The sequence below is a fragment of the Methylobacterium sp. ME121 genome, from assembly GCF_000974725.1.
Lineage (GTDB): Bacteria > Pseudomonadota > Alphaproteobacteria > Rhizobiales > Beijerinckiaceae > Methylobacterium > Methylobacterium radiotolerans.
This window is the reverse complement of record NZ_BBUX01000067.1, coordinates 1-16452: the sequence shown is the minus strand read 5'-3', so window position 1 is coordinate 16452 and position 16452 is coordinate 1. Positions and strand designations below refer to the sequence as shown.

The following is a 16452-nucleotide window of genomic DNA, read 5'->3' as shown; positions in this document are numbered from 1 at the left end:
CGGCGGCTTTGCCGCGGCGGGGCCGGGCCGTTCTAGCGCCGGCGGCCCGGGCGGGCCATCCAGTCGGACCGGTTGCCGCGGGGCGCGGTCTCGCCGACCTGGATGCGCGACAGCTCCGCCGAGCGCGCGGCGATCCAGCCGGCATGCTCGGCGACCGGCGTCACGGCGGTGAAGCCCCCGCAGGCGGTCCGGCGCGCGCCCTGCTGCAGGGCGCCGCTCGACCAGCTCACCACGCCGACGATCCGGTAGCCACCGGGGCCGCCGGTCAGGATCGGGCCGCCGGAATCGCCCAGGCAGGCGCCGGCGCCCGAGGTCTCCGCCATGCGCCGCCGATCGGTCACGACGGTCACCCGGTTGGCGACCTGGAGCGAGCCGATCGACACAAGGTGGGCGAGCCGCAGGATCCGCGCCGAGTTCCGCCGGTTCTCGGCCACCACACCGAAGCCCGCGATGTCCACGGGCTGCCCGTCGGTGATCGAGGCCGCGCCCCGGGGATCGAGGGGCACGAAATCGGTGCCGAGGGGCTGCTCGAGCTTGAGCAGCGCCAGGTCGACGCCGGGCTGGTCCTCGGGGGTCGTCCCGGGCACGAAGTCCGGGTGCATGGAGGCGGTGATCACCGCGGTCCGGTGCTGGCGGAAGTTCCGGTCGACGCTGATCACCGTGTAGCCGGCCGGCCGCATCACGCAGTGGGCCGCGCTGAGCACGAGGTCCGGGGCGATCAGCGTCCCCGAGCAGATCTCGCCCTCGGTGCTCTCGATCCGCACCACGAAGCTGCGCGCCCCGTTCGGGTCCCGCGTCGTCGTGCCGTTGATCACCGCCGCCGCGGGCGTGGGCAGCAGGCCGCCGAGGGCGCCGAGCAGCGACAGGCCCAGGATCCCGCCCCACAGGCCGCCGCGCAGGCTGCGCTCGCGGGGGCCGGCCTTTCGGATCGGGCGAGGGGACATCGGGAACTCCGGGCGCGCGCGGGCGCGGGTGGGGGACGCCGGAGGCGGCGCCGAGACGGCCTAGGGCACGGCACCCTAGAGGAAGCGAGCCTAGAGCAAGGCAATAGCCCGGCCAAGCTGAGGTTCCCTGCGCGCACCGCGCCGCGACGCTACTGCGCCCAGCGCGCCGTCCGGTTCCAGCCGTCGAGCACGCGGTCGATCCAGCCCCGCTGCGGCCCCACCAGGACGCCCTGGGTCAGGCCGCCGCAGGCGCCGCCGATCCAGGCCGACACGGCCAGCACCGCCCCGTCCGGTCCCGCGATCGGGCCGCCGGAATCGCCCTGGCAGGCGCCGCCGCCCGCGCCCTTGAGCCAGACCAGGATGCGGCTCGGCCCGTAGGGCTCGATCACCGGCAGGCCGAGGCTGCGATAGGTGCCGGTGGAGCGCGGGTCGCCGGGCCTGGCCGCGCCGTAGCCCGCCAGGGTCAGGGTCTCGCCCGCCCGCGCCGGGGCGGCGCTCAGGGTCACGGGCGCGAAGCGCGCGGGCAGCGGCGTCGCGGTGCGCAGCAGCGCGAGGTCGACGGAGCGCCGCCGGGCCGCGGCCGCGCCGGCATCGTAGCCCGGATGGAGCGCCTGCGCGGCGACGTCGACGAGCACGGGCGCCCCGGCGGCGTCGCGGAAATGGACGCGGTGCTCCCGCGCGTCGGCGAGGCAGTGGCCGGCGGTCAGCACCGTGTCGGGGGCGAGCACCACGCCGGTGCAGACGCCGCCCCTCGACGACAGGACCATCACGGCCCCGCCGGCCGGCGCCTCGGTGCCGCCGACGATCGCCCGCGCCGGGACGGCCGCGAGAGCCAGGATCGCCGTCAGCATCGCCGCCAGGATCGCCGTCAGGGCCGTCGCCGGCGCGGCGCGGGCCGCGGGGCGGCGCTTCGAGATCGTCATCGGACCACCTGCAGAGAGACGCGCGATGATCCCGTTACGCATCGCCGCCGCCGCCGTCGAGCCGGTGGGCGTGCCCGACCTGCGCGCCTACCTGCGCGTCGACTCCGACGCGGGCGCCGACGAGGACGGCCTGCTCCAGGCCCTGATCGCGGCGGCGCGCGCGAGCCTGGAGGTCGAGACCCGGCGGATCCTGGTCCCGGGGCGGTACCGGATCGCCCTGTCCGCTTGGCCGCCCGACGGGCAGGTGCCGCTGCCCCTGAGCCCGCTGGTCGCGGTCCTCCGCGCCGGCCTCGCGGATCCGTCCGGAGGCGTCACCGACCTCGACGCCGGGCTGGTGCGCCTCGGCCCCGACCCGGACGCGGCGCCGTCCCTGCGGGTCGACCCGTCCGCGCCGGATCCCGCCGGCCGCACCATCCTGATCGAGGTCGCGGCCGGGTACGGCGGCGACGGGCCCCCGCTCCCAGAGCCCCTGCGCCTCGCGGTCCTGCGCCTCGCGGCCGCCCGCTACGAGCATCGCGGCGACGAGCCCGACGCCGCCCGCACCGACACCGCCGCCCTCGCCGCGCCGTTCCGGCGCCTGCGGCTGTGATCCTCGCACCCGGAGCTGCCCCGATGGCGATCTCGCCCCAACGCCCAGCCCTCGGCGCGCGGCGCCGCCGCTTCGTGCTCGAGCGGCCCCTGGAAGAGCCGGACGGGTTCGGGGGCGTGCTGCGCCGCTACGTGGCCGGCCCGGTCCTGTGGGGCGCCATGGCCCCGGCGGGGCTCGCCGACCGCCCGGCCGGCGGCCGCACCGACACGCGGCCCGCCTACCGCGTCACCCTGCGGAGCCGGGCCGCGCTCGACCCGACCATGCGCCTCGCCGCCGGGCCGCGCCGCTTCGCGATCCGCGCCGTCGCCGAGCCCGACGCGCGGGGCCGCGACCTGGTCTGTCACGTCGAGGAACTGCCCGGTGAGGGCCGGTCGTGAGCGATCCGGGCCCGCTCCTGGCGCTCCGCGCCGGCCTGATCGCCCGCTTCGCCGCCGACGCCGCCCTGGCCGCCCTCCTGGGCGGCCGGGTCCGGCTCTACGATGAGCCGCCGCGGGGCACGCTCCCGGTCTACGCGCTGTTCGGCGAGTCCGAGATCACCGACGCGTCCGTCGACGGCGCCGAGCGCCACCGGCACAGCCACGCGATCGCGGTGATCGCTCAGGCAGGCTCGGTGCGCACCGCCCTCGACGCCGCGGCGCGGATGGCGGCGCTGCTCGCGGACGGGGCGACGCCCCTCGTCCTGCCGCTGGCCGGCTGCCGGCTCGTCACCCTCCGGGTGCGGGCCGTCCGCGCCCACCGCGACGCCCGGACCGGCGAGGCGCGGGCGACCCTGACGGTCGAGGCCGTCACCGAGAACCTGTGAGGAGGGTGCCGATGGGCGCGCAGAAGGGCAAGGACCTGCTGATCCGGGCCGGCGACGGCGCGGGCGGCTTCGCGGCGGTGGCGGGCCTGCGCAGCCGCCAGATCACCCTCAACGCCGAGACCGTCGACGTCACCAACGCCGATTCCGCCGGGCGCTGGCGCGAGCTGCTCGCCGGGGCCGGGGTGCGGCGGGCCGCGATCGCCGGCTCCGGCGTGTTCCGCGACCAGGCCTCGGACGCGCGCCTGCGGCTGCTGTTCTTCGAGGGCGCGGTCGAGGCGTTCCAGATCGTGATCCCGGCCTTCGGGATCCTGGAGGGTCCGTTCCAGATCGCGAGCCTGGAGTACCGGGGCGACCATGCCGGCGAGGTCACCTTCGACATGAGCCTCGAATCCGGCGGCGCGCTCGCCTTCGCGGCGGTCTGAGCGCCGTGGCCAACCGGATCCGCGGCGAGGTGCCGCTCACCCTCGGCGGGCGGCGCTACACCCTCTGCCTCACCCTCGGGGCGCTCGCCGAGCTGGAGGCCGCGCTCCAGGCCGGCGACCTCGCGGGCCTCGCCGCGCGCTTCGCGGGCGGGCGCGTCTCGGCCCGCGACCTGATCGCCCTCCTGGGCGTCGCCCTGCGGGGCGGCGGCCACGACCTCGACGACGCGGCGGTGGCGCGGCTGCCGCTGGCGGGCGGGCTCGACGCCGTCTCGGCCGCCCTGGGCGACGTCCTGGCGGCCGCCTTCGGGGAGTTGCCGGGCGGGGAGGCGCCGGGTTCGGCAAACCCTCCCTAGGGCCGGACGCGGACAAGCCGCCGCGTCCGGCCCCGGACCGCTTCCCCTGGGACGACGCTCTGGCCCTCGGCCTCGGCGCGCTGGGCTGGCGACCCCGCGACTTCTGGTCGGCGACGCCGCGCGAGTTCGCCGCCGCGCTCGGCCGGCGCGCGGGCCCGGAACCTCTGACCCGGGCCGCCTTCGCGCGGCTCCTCGCCGCCCATCCCGACCCACCGTGAGGCGCCGCCATGGCCGAGACCGACGCGCAGACCGACCCGCAGGCCGACGACCGCATCCGGCAGCTCGAGACCCTGGACCGGCTGGCGCAGAGTTTCGGCCGCAGCCTCGACACGGCGCTGACCCGGGGGGCCGCGTCCGGCCGCAGCCTCGACGGCGTGCTCGGCACGATCGGGGCGCGCCTCGCGGGCGTGGCGGCGCGGGCGGCGGCCGGGCCGATCCAGCCGGGCCTCACGGGCCTGGTCGGCGCGATGCTGGGCTCCGGCGCGGAGACGGGCTTCGCCCGGGGCGGCGTGTTCCGGGGCGGCCGCGTCCAGCCCTTCGCCGCCGGGGGCGTCGTGGCCGCGCCGACCTACTTCCCGATGGCGGGCGGTACCGGCCTCATGGGCGAGGCCGGCCCGGAGGCGATCCTGCCCCTCGGCCGCGGGCCGGACGGGCGCCTCGGCGTCGCCGCGGGCGGCGCCCCGACGCGGCCGGTCTCCGTGACGGTCAACATCGCGACCCCCGATCCGGGGGCCTTCCGCCGCTCGGAGGCGCAGGTGACCGCGAGCCTCGCCCGGGCGGTGGCGCGCGGCCAGCGGGCGACGTGACGGCGGCCGGCCCGGCCGCCGTCACGTCGCGGGTCACGCCGCCTCGCGCGCCTGCGTCTCCCGCGCCCGGCTGGTGCGGCCGTCGACGCTCACCGGCGCGGCGCCCCGGATCGTCACGCGGCGGACCACGCGGGGCGCCTCGCCGTAATCGTCCACCGCCCGGTGGACCGTGGCGCGGTTGTCCCAGATCGCCACGTCGCCCGTCCGCCACGACCAGCGCACGGTGTTCTCGGGCCGGGTCGCGTGGTCGTGGAAGATCGCCAGCAGATGCTGCGAATCCGCGGTGGTCAGGCCCAGGATCCGCTGGATGAAGTGGCCGACGATCAGCGAGCGCTCCCCGGTCTCCGGGTGGACGTGGACCAGCGGGTGCTCGGTCTCGAACACGGTCTTGGTGAACACCTCGTCGTAGCGCCGCCGCCCGGCCTCCGACACGTTCACCCGGCCGCCGACATAGTCGTAGACGTTGGAGTGCAGCGCCCAGAGCTTGTCGGCGAGGTCGCGCAGGGGCTCGGGCAGGTCCGCGTAGGCCGCCGCCGTGTTGGCCCAGAGCGTGTCGCCGCCGTAGGGCGGCAGCGTCACGGCCCGCAGGATCGAGAGCGCCGGGTAGGCCGGCACGAAGGTCACGTCGGTGTGCCAGGAACTCGCCCGCTCGCCCCGGCTGCCGTCGATGTCGAGGACCCCCGCCGTGCCGGCGAGGGAGGGGACGGTCGGATGCGCGACGAGGTCGCCGAGGCGCCGGCCGAAGGCCTCCTGCCCGGCCTCGTCGAGGTCCTGGTCGCGGAAGAACACCACCTTGTGGGTGTTCAGCGCCTGCCGGATCGCCGCGACCGTCCCGTCGTCCAGGTCCCCCGAGAGGGCGAGGCCGCGGATCTCCGCGCCGAGACGGCCGGCGACGCGGCGGATGTCGAGGGCGGGGACAGGCGCGTGGAGGGGCTGGGGGACGGCGCTCATCGAAAGGTTTCCCAGGCAGGGCGGCGACGGGATGCGCGGATCGCGCGATGAACCGAGGTGCTCGGACCGGGAGAACTTCGGACGACCTCCGCTCCGGCACGTCGATCTTCGATCGATCGCTGTCCTTTGTCGATGAACGGAGTTTTTTATTTTCCGGTCTCGCCAGGAAGACTCTTTTCAGCCGGTCCCGTCCGGCGGCGATCACGTTCCCCGACGTCGCGCGGGGGCCGGCCGAGGCGGGGCACCGCGATCGTCCCCGCGAGCGGAGCGACGCGATCCCGCGGCGCCACGGTCACCGATGTCGCGCTGCCCTGGGTCGCTTCGCTGCGCGCGACGACGGTGAGGACCCGGAAGACCGGCGCGGCAACAGCGCGACCCCAACCGGAGTGGCCCGCCATGGCCGAAGACTTCCACGAGGTGCTGTTCCCCCTCGACGTGTCCCTGCGCGCCGGCGGGGGGCCGCAGCGGCTCACCGAGATCGTGACCCTGGCCTCGGGCCGGGAGCACCGGAACGGCCGCTGGGCCGATTCCCGCCGCCGCTACGAGGCCGGCTTCGGGATGCGCGGCCTCGACGCCCTGCACGCCGTGCTGGCCTTCTTCGAGGAGCGGCGCGGGCGGCTCTACGGCTTCCGGTTCCGCGACCGGGTCGACAGCCGGTCGGGACCGCCCGGCCGACCGATCGGCCCCCTCGATCAGCCCCTCGGCACCGGCGACGGCGCCACCGCGTCCTTCCCGCTGCTCAAGACCTACGGGTCCGGCTTCGCGCCCTACCGCCGCCGGATCGCCAAGCCGGTGGCGGGCAGCGTCCGGGTCGCGGTGGCGGGCCGGGAGGTGGAGCCCGGTGGCTTCGCCTGCGACCCGACGACCGGTCTCGTGACCTTCGCGGCGGGCCAGGTCCCGCCGCCCGGCACCGCGGTGACGGCGGGCTTCAGCTTCGACGTGCCGGTCCGCTTCGACACCGACGCGCTGACCGTCGACCTGGCCGCCTTCACGGCCGGGGAGATCCCGCGGGTGCCGCTCGTCGAGATCGTGCCCTGAGGAGGCGTGACGCCATGCGCGACATCCCGGAGGCCTTCGCGGCCCACCTCGCCGGCGGCGTGACCACCCTGTGCCGCTGCTGGTCCCTGCGGCGGCGGGACGGGCTCGCCCTCGGCTTCACCGACCACGACCGCGACCTCACCGTCGCGGGCCTCGTCCACGCCGCCCGCACCGGGCTGGAGGCGGCCGAGGCCGGCGCCGAGCTCGGCTTCGCGGTCTCGGGCGGCGACGTCGCCGGGGCGCTCAGCGGCCTCGGCCTCACCGAGGCGGACATCGCCGGCGGCCTCTACGACGGCGCCGCCGTGGAGACCTGGCTGGTCGACTGGACCGAGCCCGAGACCCGACTCCTCCTCGACGTCGCCACGATCGGCGAGGTGCGCCGCGACGGGGACGCCTTCGTGGCCGAACTGCGCGGCCTGACGCACCGGCTCGGCGCCGAGCGGGGCCGCACCTACCGGGCGACCTGCGGCGCCGATCTCGGGGACGGGCGCTGCCGCGTCGACCGCGGCGCGTGGACGACCGCCGGCCGGGTGACCGGCGTCCCGGAGCCGGCCACGCTCGCGGCGACGCTCGCCGGACCGTTCGCGGACGGCCTGTTCACCGGCGGGCGGCTGACCTGGACCACGGGCGCCAATGCCGGGCTCGCGGCGGATGTGCGCCTCCAACTCGGGCCGCTGATCGAGCTCTGGACCGCGCCGCCCCGGCCGGTCGATCCCGGCGACGGGTTCAGCCTCACGGCCGGGTGCGACAAGCGCCTCGCCACCTGCCGCGACCGCTTCGCCAACGCGGTCAATTTCCAGGGCTTCCCGCACATGCCCGGCAACGACGCGGTGATGCGGTCGGTCCCGGGCTCGGACCACGTCCTCGACGGCGGGAGCCTGTTCCGATGAGCGCGATGCGGCGGGAGATCGGCCGAGAGATCGGTGTCGCGGCGCTCGGCGAGGCGCGGCTGTGGCTGGGCACCCCCTACCGCCACCAGGCGTCGCTGCGCGGCGTGGGCTGCGACTGCCTGGGCCTGCTGCGCGGGGTCTGGCGCGGGCTCTACGGCGCCGAGCCCGAGGCGCCGCCGCCCTATTCCGGCACCTGGGCGGAATCGGCCGCGCCCGGGACCGACCCCCTGACCGAGGCGGCCGCCCGCCACCTCGTGCCGGTGCCGGATAGGCCCGCGGCCTGCGCGCCGCGGCCGGGCGACGTCCTGCTCTTCGCCTTCCGCCGCCACCTGCCGGCCCGCCACTGCGCCATCGCCACCGGCGACGGCGCGATGATCCACGCCCACGACGGCGCGGCGGTCGCCGAGGTGGCGCTGACCGCGTGGTGGCGGCGGCACGCGACGGGGGTGTTCCGGTTTCCGGAGATGGCCGGACTTGCGGAGGGTCTGGAGCAGGATTCGTCGGTCGTCGCCGATCGACGGCACCACGTGCCGCTGAGCTTCGCGGGCGAGACAGGCTCCGACTTCGAGTCTAGCTTGGGGCGGCCGCGTCAGCAGGCCTGTGAGGAGGGCGCGCAGGCTGCGAGACGGCGCGGCCGATGGATGGTGCCCTGATCCCTCGGGTCGATATGCCGATCTGCCTCAAGTCAATCCTGCTCTGGCTGATCCCTGCGCTGTCTTCGATCGCGGCGCATGCCCAGCCGGTGGATCCCGCGATTCAATGTGGCTCTTCGGACGCTCGAATCGCCAGGAAGCAGGCCGAGCTTCCCGGCGGAATAGTGAGGGCGTTGCCAGGGCGCATGGCGGATCCCGGCGAGCCGTTTCTCAGAACGGATGTCATTGGTCCCGAGCAGGAGCGCCTTCCATGGATGCGTCTCATCTGCGGCTATCCGACGTCGGACGGTTATGTCGTCCGGTGGGAGCGGGGCGGCCGCGGCTACGGTGTCGGTGACACACGCTTCCGGAAAACTCCGACCGGATTCGTCCCGGACTGAGGGGCGGGCCTCGGACGGTTGACGCCTCCGGGACGGCAGGAAGTTCGATCCTTGACCCCGCGCTGCCCGCGTTGCGGTCGCCGCGACGGGCAGGTCAATGCCGCGCAGATGGATCGCTCCGCGCCCCAGATCCGACACGCGGGCTCGCCGAGGTCCCAGGGTCCGCGCGGCTTCAGCTTCTCTGAGCCCCCAGCGGTCGCGGCGATCCTTTACAGGGTTGGCGCGGCGCCACCGAGAGCCCGATGGGTCGGCTCGCCCGATAAAGCCCACCCGAGATCCGCATCAAACTGGCCCGGAGCCCCGTCATGGCGACGCTGATCCTGTCCTCGGCCGGCGCGGCCGCGGGCACCGCCCTCGGCGGCCCGATCGGCGGCCTGGTCGGGCGGGCGCTCGGCTCGGTCGCGGGCGCGGCCCTCGGCGGCGCCCTGTCGGGGTCCGGGCGGCACGCGCGCCTCGTCGAGGGGCCGCGGCTCGCGGACGTCGCCGGGCTCACCTCCACCGAGGGCGATCCGATCCCCCGGGTCTACGGGCGGGCGCGGATCGGCGGCACCCTGATCTGGGCGACCCGTCCGCTGGAGCTCGCCAACACCGCGGTGCAGCGCGCCGCCGCACCCGCCAAGGGCGTGGGCGGCCTGGCGGGCGGCCCGAAGACCGTCACGACCCGCTACAGCTACTTCGCCAACCTCGCGGTCGGCCTGTGCGAGGGCGAGATCGCCTGCGTCCGCCGGATCTGGGCGGACGGCCGGGAGATCGACCAGGCCGGCCTGACCCTGCGGGTCCATACCGGCGGCCCCGGCCAGGAGCCGGACCCGCTGATCGTCGCCAAGGAGGGGGCCGGGGACGCGCCGGCCTATCGCGGCCTCGCCTACGTGGTGTTCGAGAACCTGGCCCTCGCGGCCTTCGGCAACCGCGTCCCGCAATTCGCCTTCGAGGTGATCCGCCCGGTCAACGGCCTGTTCGACCGGGTGCGCGCCGTCGACCTGATCCCCGGCGCCAGCGAGTTCGGCCTCGATCCGGACCGCGTCACCGTCGATCTCGGGCTCGGCCGCACCGAGGCCGCCAACCGGCACCAGCTCCAGCGCGGCACCGACGTCGTCGCCTCGCTCGACGCCCTCCAGACACTCTGCCCGAACCTGCGCCGGGTCGCCGTGGTGGCGACGTGGTTCGGCACCGACCTGCGGGCGGGATCCTGCCGGGTGGTGCCCAAGGTCGAGGCCGCCGACAAGCGCGCCCGGCCGGAGGATTGGCGGGTCGCCGGGATCACCCGCGACCGGGCCGAGACGGTCTCGACCCTGCCGGACGGCAGCCCCGCCTACGGCGGCACCCCGGCGGATGCGGGCCTGACCCGGCTGGTGGCCGAGCTGGCGCGAAGGGGGCTCGCGGTGTCGCTCTACCCGTTCGTCATGATGGACGTGCCGGCCGGCAACGCGCTGCCCGATCCGCACAGCCCCGGCGCCGCGCAGCCCGCCTATCCCTGGCGCGGCCGCATCACCTGCGATCCGGCTCCCGGCGTTCCGGGGAGCCCGGACGGCACCGCCGCGGCCGACGCGCAGGTCGCGGCCTTCTTCGCGGGCGGCTACCGCGCCGCGGTCCTGCACTACGCCGACCTCGCGGCCGGCTGGGCGGCCTCGGGCGCGCCGCTCGCGGCCTTCGTGATCGGCAGCGAGCTCGTCGGCCTGACCCGGGTGCGCGGCGCGGCCGGCTACCCGGCGGTGCGCGCGCTGCGCGACCTCGCCGCCGCGCTCCGCGACCGCCTCGGCCCGGCGGTCACCCTGGTCTACGGCGCGGACTGGACCGAGTACGGCGCCCATGTCGGCGACGGCGGCGCCACGGTGCGCTTCCCCCTCGACGACCTGTTCGCCGACCCGAACATCGGCGCCGTCGGGATCGACTGGTACCCGCCCGTCTCCGACTGGCGCGACGACCCGGACCACGCCGACCTCGCGGTGACGGGCGACATCGCCGACCGGGCCTATCTGAAGGCCCGGGGCGCGTCCGGCGAGGCCTTCGACTGGTACTACGCCGACGCGGAGGACCGCGCCGCCCAGCGGCGCCGGCCGATCACCGACGGCGCCGCCGGCAAGCCCTGGATCTACCGGGCCAAGGACCTCGTCGCGTGGTGGTCGAGCCCGCACGTGGAGCGCGACGGCGGCGTCGAGACCCGCACCACCGCCTGGGTGCCGGCCGGCAAGCCGATCTGGCTCACCGAGATCGGCGTGCCGGCGGTGGACAAGGGCACCAACGGCCCCAACGTCTTCCCGGACCCGAAATCGTCCGAGAGCGCCTTCCCGCCGGAATCCCGCGCCCTGCGCGACGAGCTGATCCAGCTCCGCGGGCTGGAGGCCGTGATCGCCCGGTTCGACCCGGCCGTGCCGGGCTTCCGGGAGGCCGACAACCCGGTCTCGCCGGTCTACGGCGGCCGCATGGTCGATCCCGACGGGATCTTCGTCTGGGCCTGGGACGCGCGGCCCTTCCCGGCCTTCCCGACGGTGCGGGGCGTGTGGGCCGACGCCGCCAACTGGCGCGTCGGCCACTGGATCACCGGCCGGATCGAGGGCTGCGACCTCGACCTGCTGGTCCTGAAGATCCTCGCGGATTTCGGCTTCGACGCGCCGGTCTCCGTGGAGGCCGCCGCCTATCTCGACGGCTACGTGATCGACCGGCCGCTGACGGCGCGGGGCGCCCTGGAGACCCTGGCGCAGGTCTACGGCCTCGACGTCTCGGCGGTGGCCGGGACCCTGCGGCTGCGCGGCCCCCGGCGCGACCGGCCGGTCGTGCTGGCCGAGGCCGACCTCGTCCGGCTTTCGGAGGAGCGGCCGGTCCTGCACCAGGTCCGGGCCGAGGAGAGCGCCCTGCCGCGCTCCGTGGAGCTCGGGATCACCGATTCCGAGAGCCCGGATTACCGCCGCGCCGCGGCCTCGGCCGTGCGGCCCGCCGGCCAGCGGCGGCGCGAGACCCGGATCGAGGCGGCGATCGTCACCCGCCGCGAGACCGGCGACGGCCTCGCCGAGGCGCTGCTCGACCGGCTGATCGCGGCCCGCGACGGCGCGGTGTTCACCGTGAGCCCGCGCCGGGTCGAGCTGGAGCCCGGCGACCTCGTGGCGGTGCCGGCCGACGTGCCCGGCGGCACGGTCCTGCGCCGGATCGACCGGATCGACGACGCGCCCACGGGCCGCCGGATCGAGGCGAGCGGCGTGCCGCCCCGGGCGGGGCCAGGGCGCGGGGTGCCCCGCCCGATGGCCCAGGCGGCGGTGGCGCCGCCCGCCTTCCCGGGCCCGCCGCTCGGCCTCGCCCTCGACCTGCCGGTCGACCGCGGCGACCCGGTCACCCTGCAATACTGCGCGGTGGCGGCCGAGCCCTGGCCCGGCGCGGTCGCGATCTGGCGCGCCGCGGGCGACGGGCCGCTCGCCCTGCACCGCGTCGTCGACTACCCGGCCTGCCTCGGGCGCACCCTGTCGGCGCTGCCGGCCGGCCCGCTCTGGCGGATCCAGAGGGGCGTCCACCTCGACGTCGCCCTGCGGCGCGGCGCGGCCCTGCGTCGATCGGGGAGGGGGCGATGCTCGCTGGGGGCAACCTGTTCGCCCTGCTCGGCGCGGACGGAGCCGTGGAGCTGCTCGGCGCCGCGTCCGCGGTCCTGACCGGGCCCGACACCTACCGGCTGTCCGGCTTCCTGCGCGGGCTCGCGGGCAGCGAGGCGGCGGCGGGGCGCGTCAGCCCGGCGGGGAGCCTGATCGTGCGCCTCGACGACGGCGCCGTGACGCCCCTGGTCGACCGGCTGGACGAGGTCGGCCGCGCGTTCCGCTACCGGATCGGGCCGGCGGACAGCGATCCGGCCGATCCGGCCGTCACCGAGCTCACCGCCGCGGCCGGCCTCGCGGCCCTGACGCCCCTGCGGCCGGTCCACCCGCGCGCGCGGCGCGCGGCGGACGGCGTGCGGCTCTCCTGGCTCCGCCGGGCCCGCCGCGACGGCGACGCCTGGGAGCCGGCCGAGATCCCGCTCGACGAGCCGGACGCCTACGCCGTGACGGTGTTCTCCGCCGCCGGCGCGGCCCTGCGCACGGTCCGGGCCGAGGCCCAGCACTGCCTCTACGCGGACGAGACGGCCGATTTCGGCGGCGCCCAGACGCATCTCGACGTCGCGGTGGCGCAGATCGGGCCGGTCGCCGGCCCCGGCCCCGCCTGCCGCGCCCGAATCCCCGTCCGTTCGGCCTGACCGCCCGGGAGCTGCCCCATGTCCGACGCCACGCCCCATCTCGGCCTGCCGCTGATCGCCGCGAGCCAGGCGCAGAAGCACGTCACCCACAACGAGGCGCTCGCCCTCCTCGACGCGCTGGTCCAGCTCGCCTGCCTGGACAAGGACCTCGCGGCGCCGCCGCCGGGCCCCTTGGAGGGCGACCGCTACCTCGTGACCGCCGACGCGCCCGGGGGCGCCTGGGCGGGGCTCGCGGGCCAGGTGGTGCGCTACGCCGACGGGGTCTGGACCGGCGCGGCGCCGCGGGCCGGCTGGCTCGCCTGGCTGGTCGACGAGGCCGACCTCTACGTCTTCGACGGGGCCGCCTGGACGAGCCTCCGCCGCGCGCTGACGGCGCTCCAGAGCGTCGGCCGCCTCGGGATCAACACGGCGGCCGATGCCAGCAACCGCCTCGCGGTGAAGTCCGATTCCGCCCTCCTGACCTGGGACGACGCCACGCCGGGCACCGGCGACATGCGGGTCTCCGTCAACCGGAAATCCGCCGCCCGCGACGCCGCCCTGGTCTTCGAGACCGGCTACGCGGCGCGGGCGCTGCTGGGCAACCTCGGGAGCGACGACTTCACCCTGAAGGTCTCGCCCGACGGGGCCGCCTTCGCCACGGCGCTCACGGCGTCGGCGCGGACCGGCGGGATCGACTTCGCCTCGGCCGAGACCGCGCTCGCGGCCGCCCCCACCACCGACCTCGGCGCGGCCGGCACCCGGCGCGTCCTCGTCACCGGCGCCGGGCGGATCGCGAGCTTCGGCGCCGCGGCCGACCGGGAGCGGCTCGTGCGCTTCTCGGGCGCCGCGACCCTGGTCCACGATCCCGAGGCGCTGGCGCTGCCGACCCGGGCCGACCTCGTCACGGCCCCCGACGACACCTGCATCGCCACCTCGGACGCGGCGGGCCGCTGGCGCGTGCGCCACTACCAGCGCGCCGACGGGACGCCGCTCGCGGCCGGCGCGCAGGCGCTCGGCGCGAACGGATCGATCCGGCTCCCGGGCGGCCTGATCGCGCAATGGGGGCTCGTCACCGCCGCCGAGGCGGATGTCGCGGTGACGTTCGGCATCGCCTTCCCGGTGAGCTGCCTCGGCGTCTGGGCGCAGCCGGTCGCCGGCGCCGGCGACGCGCTCCACGCCGCGCAGGTCAGCGACGTCGCGGCCACCGGGTTCACGCTCCGCACCCGCCGCGCGGCGGCCGGCTCGGTGGCGGGCGTCGGGTCGGTGCCGACCTACTGGCTGGCGCTGGGCGCGTGAGCGCCCGACCCCGCGGCCGCCGTCATTCCGAGCCTGCGCCGAGGGCCCGGAGCATCGCCGGCTCCACCGCCGCGTAGCCCGCGCCGTTGAGGTGGATGCCGTCGTCGGTGAACTCGCGCCGGAGCGCGCCCGCCTCCGTGGCGAGCGGCGGCCCGTAATCGACGAGGCGGGCCGCACCCGCCGCGCAGTAGGCGCGCAGCCACCCGTTCAGGGCGCGGATCCGCGCCACCGGCCGCAGCTCGGGGCGCCAGCCCCAGAAGTCGCTCGGCATCACGGTGCCGATCGTGAGCGGCAGCCCGGCCGCGAAGGCCATCCGCCCCATGGCCATGATGTTCCCGGCGATCGCCCGGTCCGGGACCGGGCCGCCGATCTCCGCGATGTCGTTGATCCCGCACATCAGGTGAACGCCCCGGGCCCCGGCCGCGTCGCGCAGGAAGCGCGCCCGGATCTGCCCGCTCGTCTCGCCCGGGACGCCCCGGGCCACGAAGCCGTGGCGCGCGAAGGTCTCGGCCCGCACCGCGCCCCAGGCGGCGGTGATCGAGTCGCCGATGAACACGAGCGGCCGGTCCTGTCCGCGTCCCACGCATCCCCCTCGGCGCCGCCCACGGCGCGGGCCGCCTTAGCCCGGCGCGACCGGGGAGGCCAGTTTCCGGAGCACGCCCATGCCCGAACCCAGGCCCGAACCCAGGCCCGAACCTGGGCCCATGCCGCCTCCCGTTCCGGCCGCGCAGGAGCCCTTCGCCGCCGCCTGCCGCCGCCTCGGCCCGCGGCTGATGCGCGATCTCGGCCTGAGCGAGCTCCAGGCCGCCGGCCTGCTCGGCAATCTCGGCCGCGAGACCGGCGGGTTCCGCCACCTCCAGGAGGTCGCGCCCGCGGTGCCGGGCTCCCGCGGCGGCTGGGGACTCGCCCAGTGGACCGGGTCCCGGCGCGTCGCCATGGAGACGTGGTGCCGGGCGCGCGGCCTCGATCCCGCCGATCCCGAGGCGGGCTACGGCTATCTCTGCGCCGAGCTGCGCGGGCCCGAGGCGCCGGCCCTCGCCGCCCTGCGGGCCACCACCACCCTCGCGTCCGCCACCGCGGCGGTCTGGCGCCGCTACGAGCGGCCCGGCGTCGTGGCGGCGAGAGACCGCCTCGCCTGGGCCCGCCGGGCCCTCGCCGCCCTGCGCGACGCCCCCGCCGCCCCGCCGCCGGGCAGCCCCTGACCCGCCGCACCCGATCCCGAGCCGGCCGGGTCCGCCGCGCGCAACCACGGAGTCCAACGATGACGCACCGTATCCGGACGGCCCTCGCCCTGGCCGTCACGAGCCTGCCGCTCGCCGCGCCCGCGATCGCGTCCCCCTCCGCGTCCGCCGCCGGCCTGGCGCTCCCGTGGGGCGACTGGCTCGCCGGGCTGCTCCAGCCGGTCACGGCCGCCCTCGTGCCGCTCGCCGCCGCCGCCGTCACCGCCGGCATCGCCCGGGTCGCGCCCTGGGCCGCCTCCGTGCTCACCCGCGACCGGATCGAGGCCGCGATCCGTGCCGGGGCCGAGTTCGGCCAGAACGCCGTGGCCGGCGCCGCCCGGGGCCGGACCGTCAGCGCCGATCTCGGCGCCGCGGTGGTGGCCGCCGGCGCCCGGCACGTCCTCGCCACCGCCCCCGCGCACGTCGTGCGGAAAGCGGGCGGACCCGCGGGCGTGGCCGCGCGGATCTTCCGGACGCTGCCGCTCGACCCGGAGGCGAGCGCCGCCAACGTCCTCGCGCCGGCGCTCGCGCAGCTGCGCGGGGCGGACACGCGCCCGGCCTGAAGCCGGGCGTCGCCGCTCCGGCGGCACAGGGGGGCCGTGAGACAGGGAACATCACCATGAAGCCCCTCCGCACCGGGACGCGGCGGTCCGCGCCCCCCGAGGACGCGGCCGGCCCCGGGGTCGCCCTCGGCGGGCGGCCCCGGACGATCCGCTTCCCGCCCGTCTGGCACGCGTGGTTCGCCCGCCAGTCCGAGCCGCGCCTCGCCGCCCTCGACGAGCTGGTCGACGCGCATCTCGAGCGCCGCGCGCTGCGCCGCTACCTGCGCCGGCTCAAGCACGCGACGGTGTTCGCCTTCGTCGCCGCGGCGGCGGCCGCGCACTGGTTCTCCGACCAAGTCGCGTGGCTCGCCGCGCACATCCCGGCCCTGCGGGCCCTCTGGAAGCTGCTGACGGGAGCGTGAGATGGGCCTGCGCTGGGACAGGGTTCTCG

Annotated in this window: 17 protein-coding genes and 3 pseudogenes; 16 read left to right on the top strand and 4 right to left on the bottom strand. The window is 76.9% G+C overall.

Annotated elements, in window-relative coordinates; genetic code table 11:
* Positions 1–32: 32 nt before the first annotated feature.
* Together ME121_RS26790 and ME121_RS26785 are read right to left on the bottom strand one after the other, a co-directional pair.
* Positions 33–944, bottom strand: coding sequence for a S1 family peptidase (locus ME121_RS26790; protein ID WP_012321877.1), 912 nt, complete (start codon positions 942–944; stop codon positions 33–35).
* Between the two features lie 149 nt (positions 945–1093).
* Positions 1094–1867: a S1 family peptidase gene (locus tag ME121_RS26785; protein ID WP_024828359.1), complete on the bottom strand. Its 774-nt coding sequence runs from the start codon at positions 1865–1867 to the stop codon at positions 1094–1096.
* A gap of 25 nt (positions 1868–1892) precedes the next feature.
* On the opposite strand from ME121_RS26785, the gene ME121_RS26780 reads away from it, so the two are divergent.
* The 7 genes and pseudogenes from ME121_RS26780 to ME121_RS26755 all read left to right on the top strand — a co-directional run bounded on the left by ME121_RS26780 (position 1893) and on the right by ME121_RS26755 (position 4839).
* Positions 1893–2456, top strand: a complete 564-nt coding sequence (locus ME121_RS26780; RefSeq protein ID WP_012321879.1) for a head-tail connector protein — start codon at positions 1893–1895, stop codon at positions 2454–2456.
* A 23-nt stretch (positions 2457–2479) separates the two neighbouring features.
* Positions 2480–2833 (top strand): head-tail adaptor protein, encoded by a 354-nt coding sequence (locus ME121_RS26775; protein WP_012321880.1) that lies wholly within the window; start codon positions 2480–2482, stop codon positions 2831–2833.
* Positions 2830–3258, top strand: coding sequence for a tail completion protein gp17 (gp17, locus tag ME121_RS26770; protein WP_012321881.1), 429 nt, complete (start codon positions 2830–2832; stop codon positions 3256–3258). Before ME121_RS26775 ends, gp17 begins: the two co-directional genes overlap by 4 nt.
* A gap of 11 nt (positions 3259–3269) precedes the next feature.
* Positions 3270–3680, top strand: a complete 411-nt coding sequence (locus ME121_RS26765; protein WP_012321882.1) for a phage major tail protein, TP901-1 family — start codon at positions 3270–3272, stop codon at positions 3678–3680.
* A gap of 5 nt (positions 3681–3685) precedes the next feature.
* A complete protein-coding gene (locus ME121_RS26760) occupies positions 3686–4033 on the top strand; it encodes a gene transfer agent family protein (RefSeq protein ID WP_059409914.1) in 348 nt (115 codons plus the stop codon).
* 53 nt (positions 4034–4086) lie between these two features.
* Positions 4087–4251 (top strand): annotated as a pseudogene (locus tag ME121_RS34345) (phage tail assembly chaperone); the annotation flags it as partial.
* 9 nt (positions 4252–4260) lie between these two features.
* The gene (locus ME121_RS26755; RefSeq protein WP_059409913.1) at positions 4261–4839 is read left to right on the top strand and encodes a phage tail tape measure protein; all 579 of its coding nucleotides are present in this window, start codon (positions 4261–4263) and stop codon (positions 4837–4839) included.
* 33 nt (positions 4840–4872) lie between these two features.
* On the opposite strand, the gene ME121_RS26750 is transcribed toward ME121_RS26755, so the two are convergent.
* Positions 4873–5790 (bottom strand): TauD/TfdA dioxygenase family protein, encoded by a 918-nt coding sequence (locus ME121_RS26750; protein ID WP_059409912.1) that lies wholly within the window; start codon positions 5788–5790, stop codon positions 4873–4875.
* Between the two features lie 396 nt (positions 5791–6186).
* On the opposite strand from ME121_RS26750, the gene ME121_RS26745 reads away from it, so the two are divergent.
* The 6 genes and pseudogenes from ME121_RS26745 (at position 6187) to ME121_RS26725 (ending at position 14239) form a co-directional block, all read left to right on the top strand.
* A complete protein-coding gene (locus ME121_RS26745) occupies positions 6187–6828 on the top strand; it encodes a DUF2460 domain-containing protein (protein WP_059409911.1) in 642 nt (213 codons plus the stop codon).
* Between the two features lie 14 nt (positions 6829–6842).
* The gene (locus ME121_RS26740) at positions 6843–7718 is read left to right on the top strand and encodes a phage/gene transfer agent baseplate hub protein (RefSeq protein WP_012321887.1); all 876 of its coding nucleotides are present in this window, start codon (positions 6843–6845) and stop codon (positions 7716–7718) included.
* Positions 7715–8182: pseudogene (locus ME121_RS26735) on the top strand (NlpC/P60 family protein); the annotation flags it as partial. The gene ME121_RS26740 and the pseudogene ME121_RS26735, both read left to right, overlap by 4 nt.
* A gap of 173 nt (positions 8183–8355) precedes the next feature.
* Entirely contained in the window at positions 8356–8751 is a 396-nt protein-coding gene (locus ME121_RS34340) for a hypothetical protein (protein WP_071000407.1), read from the top strand.
* Between the two features lie 305 nt (positions 8752–9056).
* Positions 9057–12964: pseudogene (locus tag ME121_RS26730) on the top strand (baseplate multidomain protein megatron).
* An 18-nt stretch (positions 12965–12982) separates the two neighbouring features.
* On the top strand, positions 12983–14239 hold the full coding sequence (locus ME121_RS26725; RefSeq protein WP_059409910.1) for a DUF2793 domain-containing protein: 1257 nt from the start codon (positions 12983–12985) through the stop codon (positions 14237–14239).
* A gap of 22 nt (positions 14240–14261) precedes the next feature.
* Here the strand turns inward: ME121_RS26725 and ME121_RS26720 are convergent, their stop codons facing one another.
* On the bottom strand, positions 14262–14822 hold the full coding sequence (locus ME121_RS26720) for a GDSL-type esterase/lipase family protein (protein ID WP_245337835.1): 561 nt from the start codon (positions 14820–14822) through the stop codon (positions 14262–14264).
* A gap of 121 nt (positions 14823–14943) precedes the next feature.
* Between ME121_RS26720 and ME121_RS26715 the strand changes: the two genes are divergently transcribed.
* From ME121_RS26715 to ME121_RS26705, 3 genes are read left to right on the top strand one after another with little or no spacing between them, the layout of a single operon-like run.
* The gene (locus tag ME121_RS26715; protein ID WP_024828350.1) at positions 14944–15441 is read left to right on the top strand and encodes a phage tail tip lysozyme; all 498 of its coding nucleotides are present in this window, start codon (positions 14944–14946) and stop codon (positions 15439–15441) included.
* A gap of 59 nt (positions 15442–15500) precedes the next feature.
* On the top strand, positions 15501–16022 hold the full coding sequence (locus tag ME121_RS26710) for a hypothetical protein (protein WP_024828349.1): 522 nt from the start codon (positions 15501–15503) through the stop codon (positions 16020–16022).
* Positions 16023–16078: 56 nt separating this feature from the next.
* A complete protein-coding gene (locus tag ME121_RS26705; protein WP_012321894.1) occupies positions 16079–16423 on the top strand; it encodes a hypothetical protein in 345 nt (114 codons plus the stop codon).
* The last annotated feature ends 29 nt before the right edge of the window (positions 16424–16452 follow it).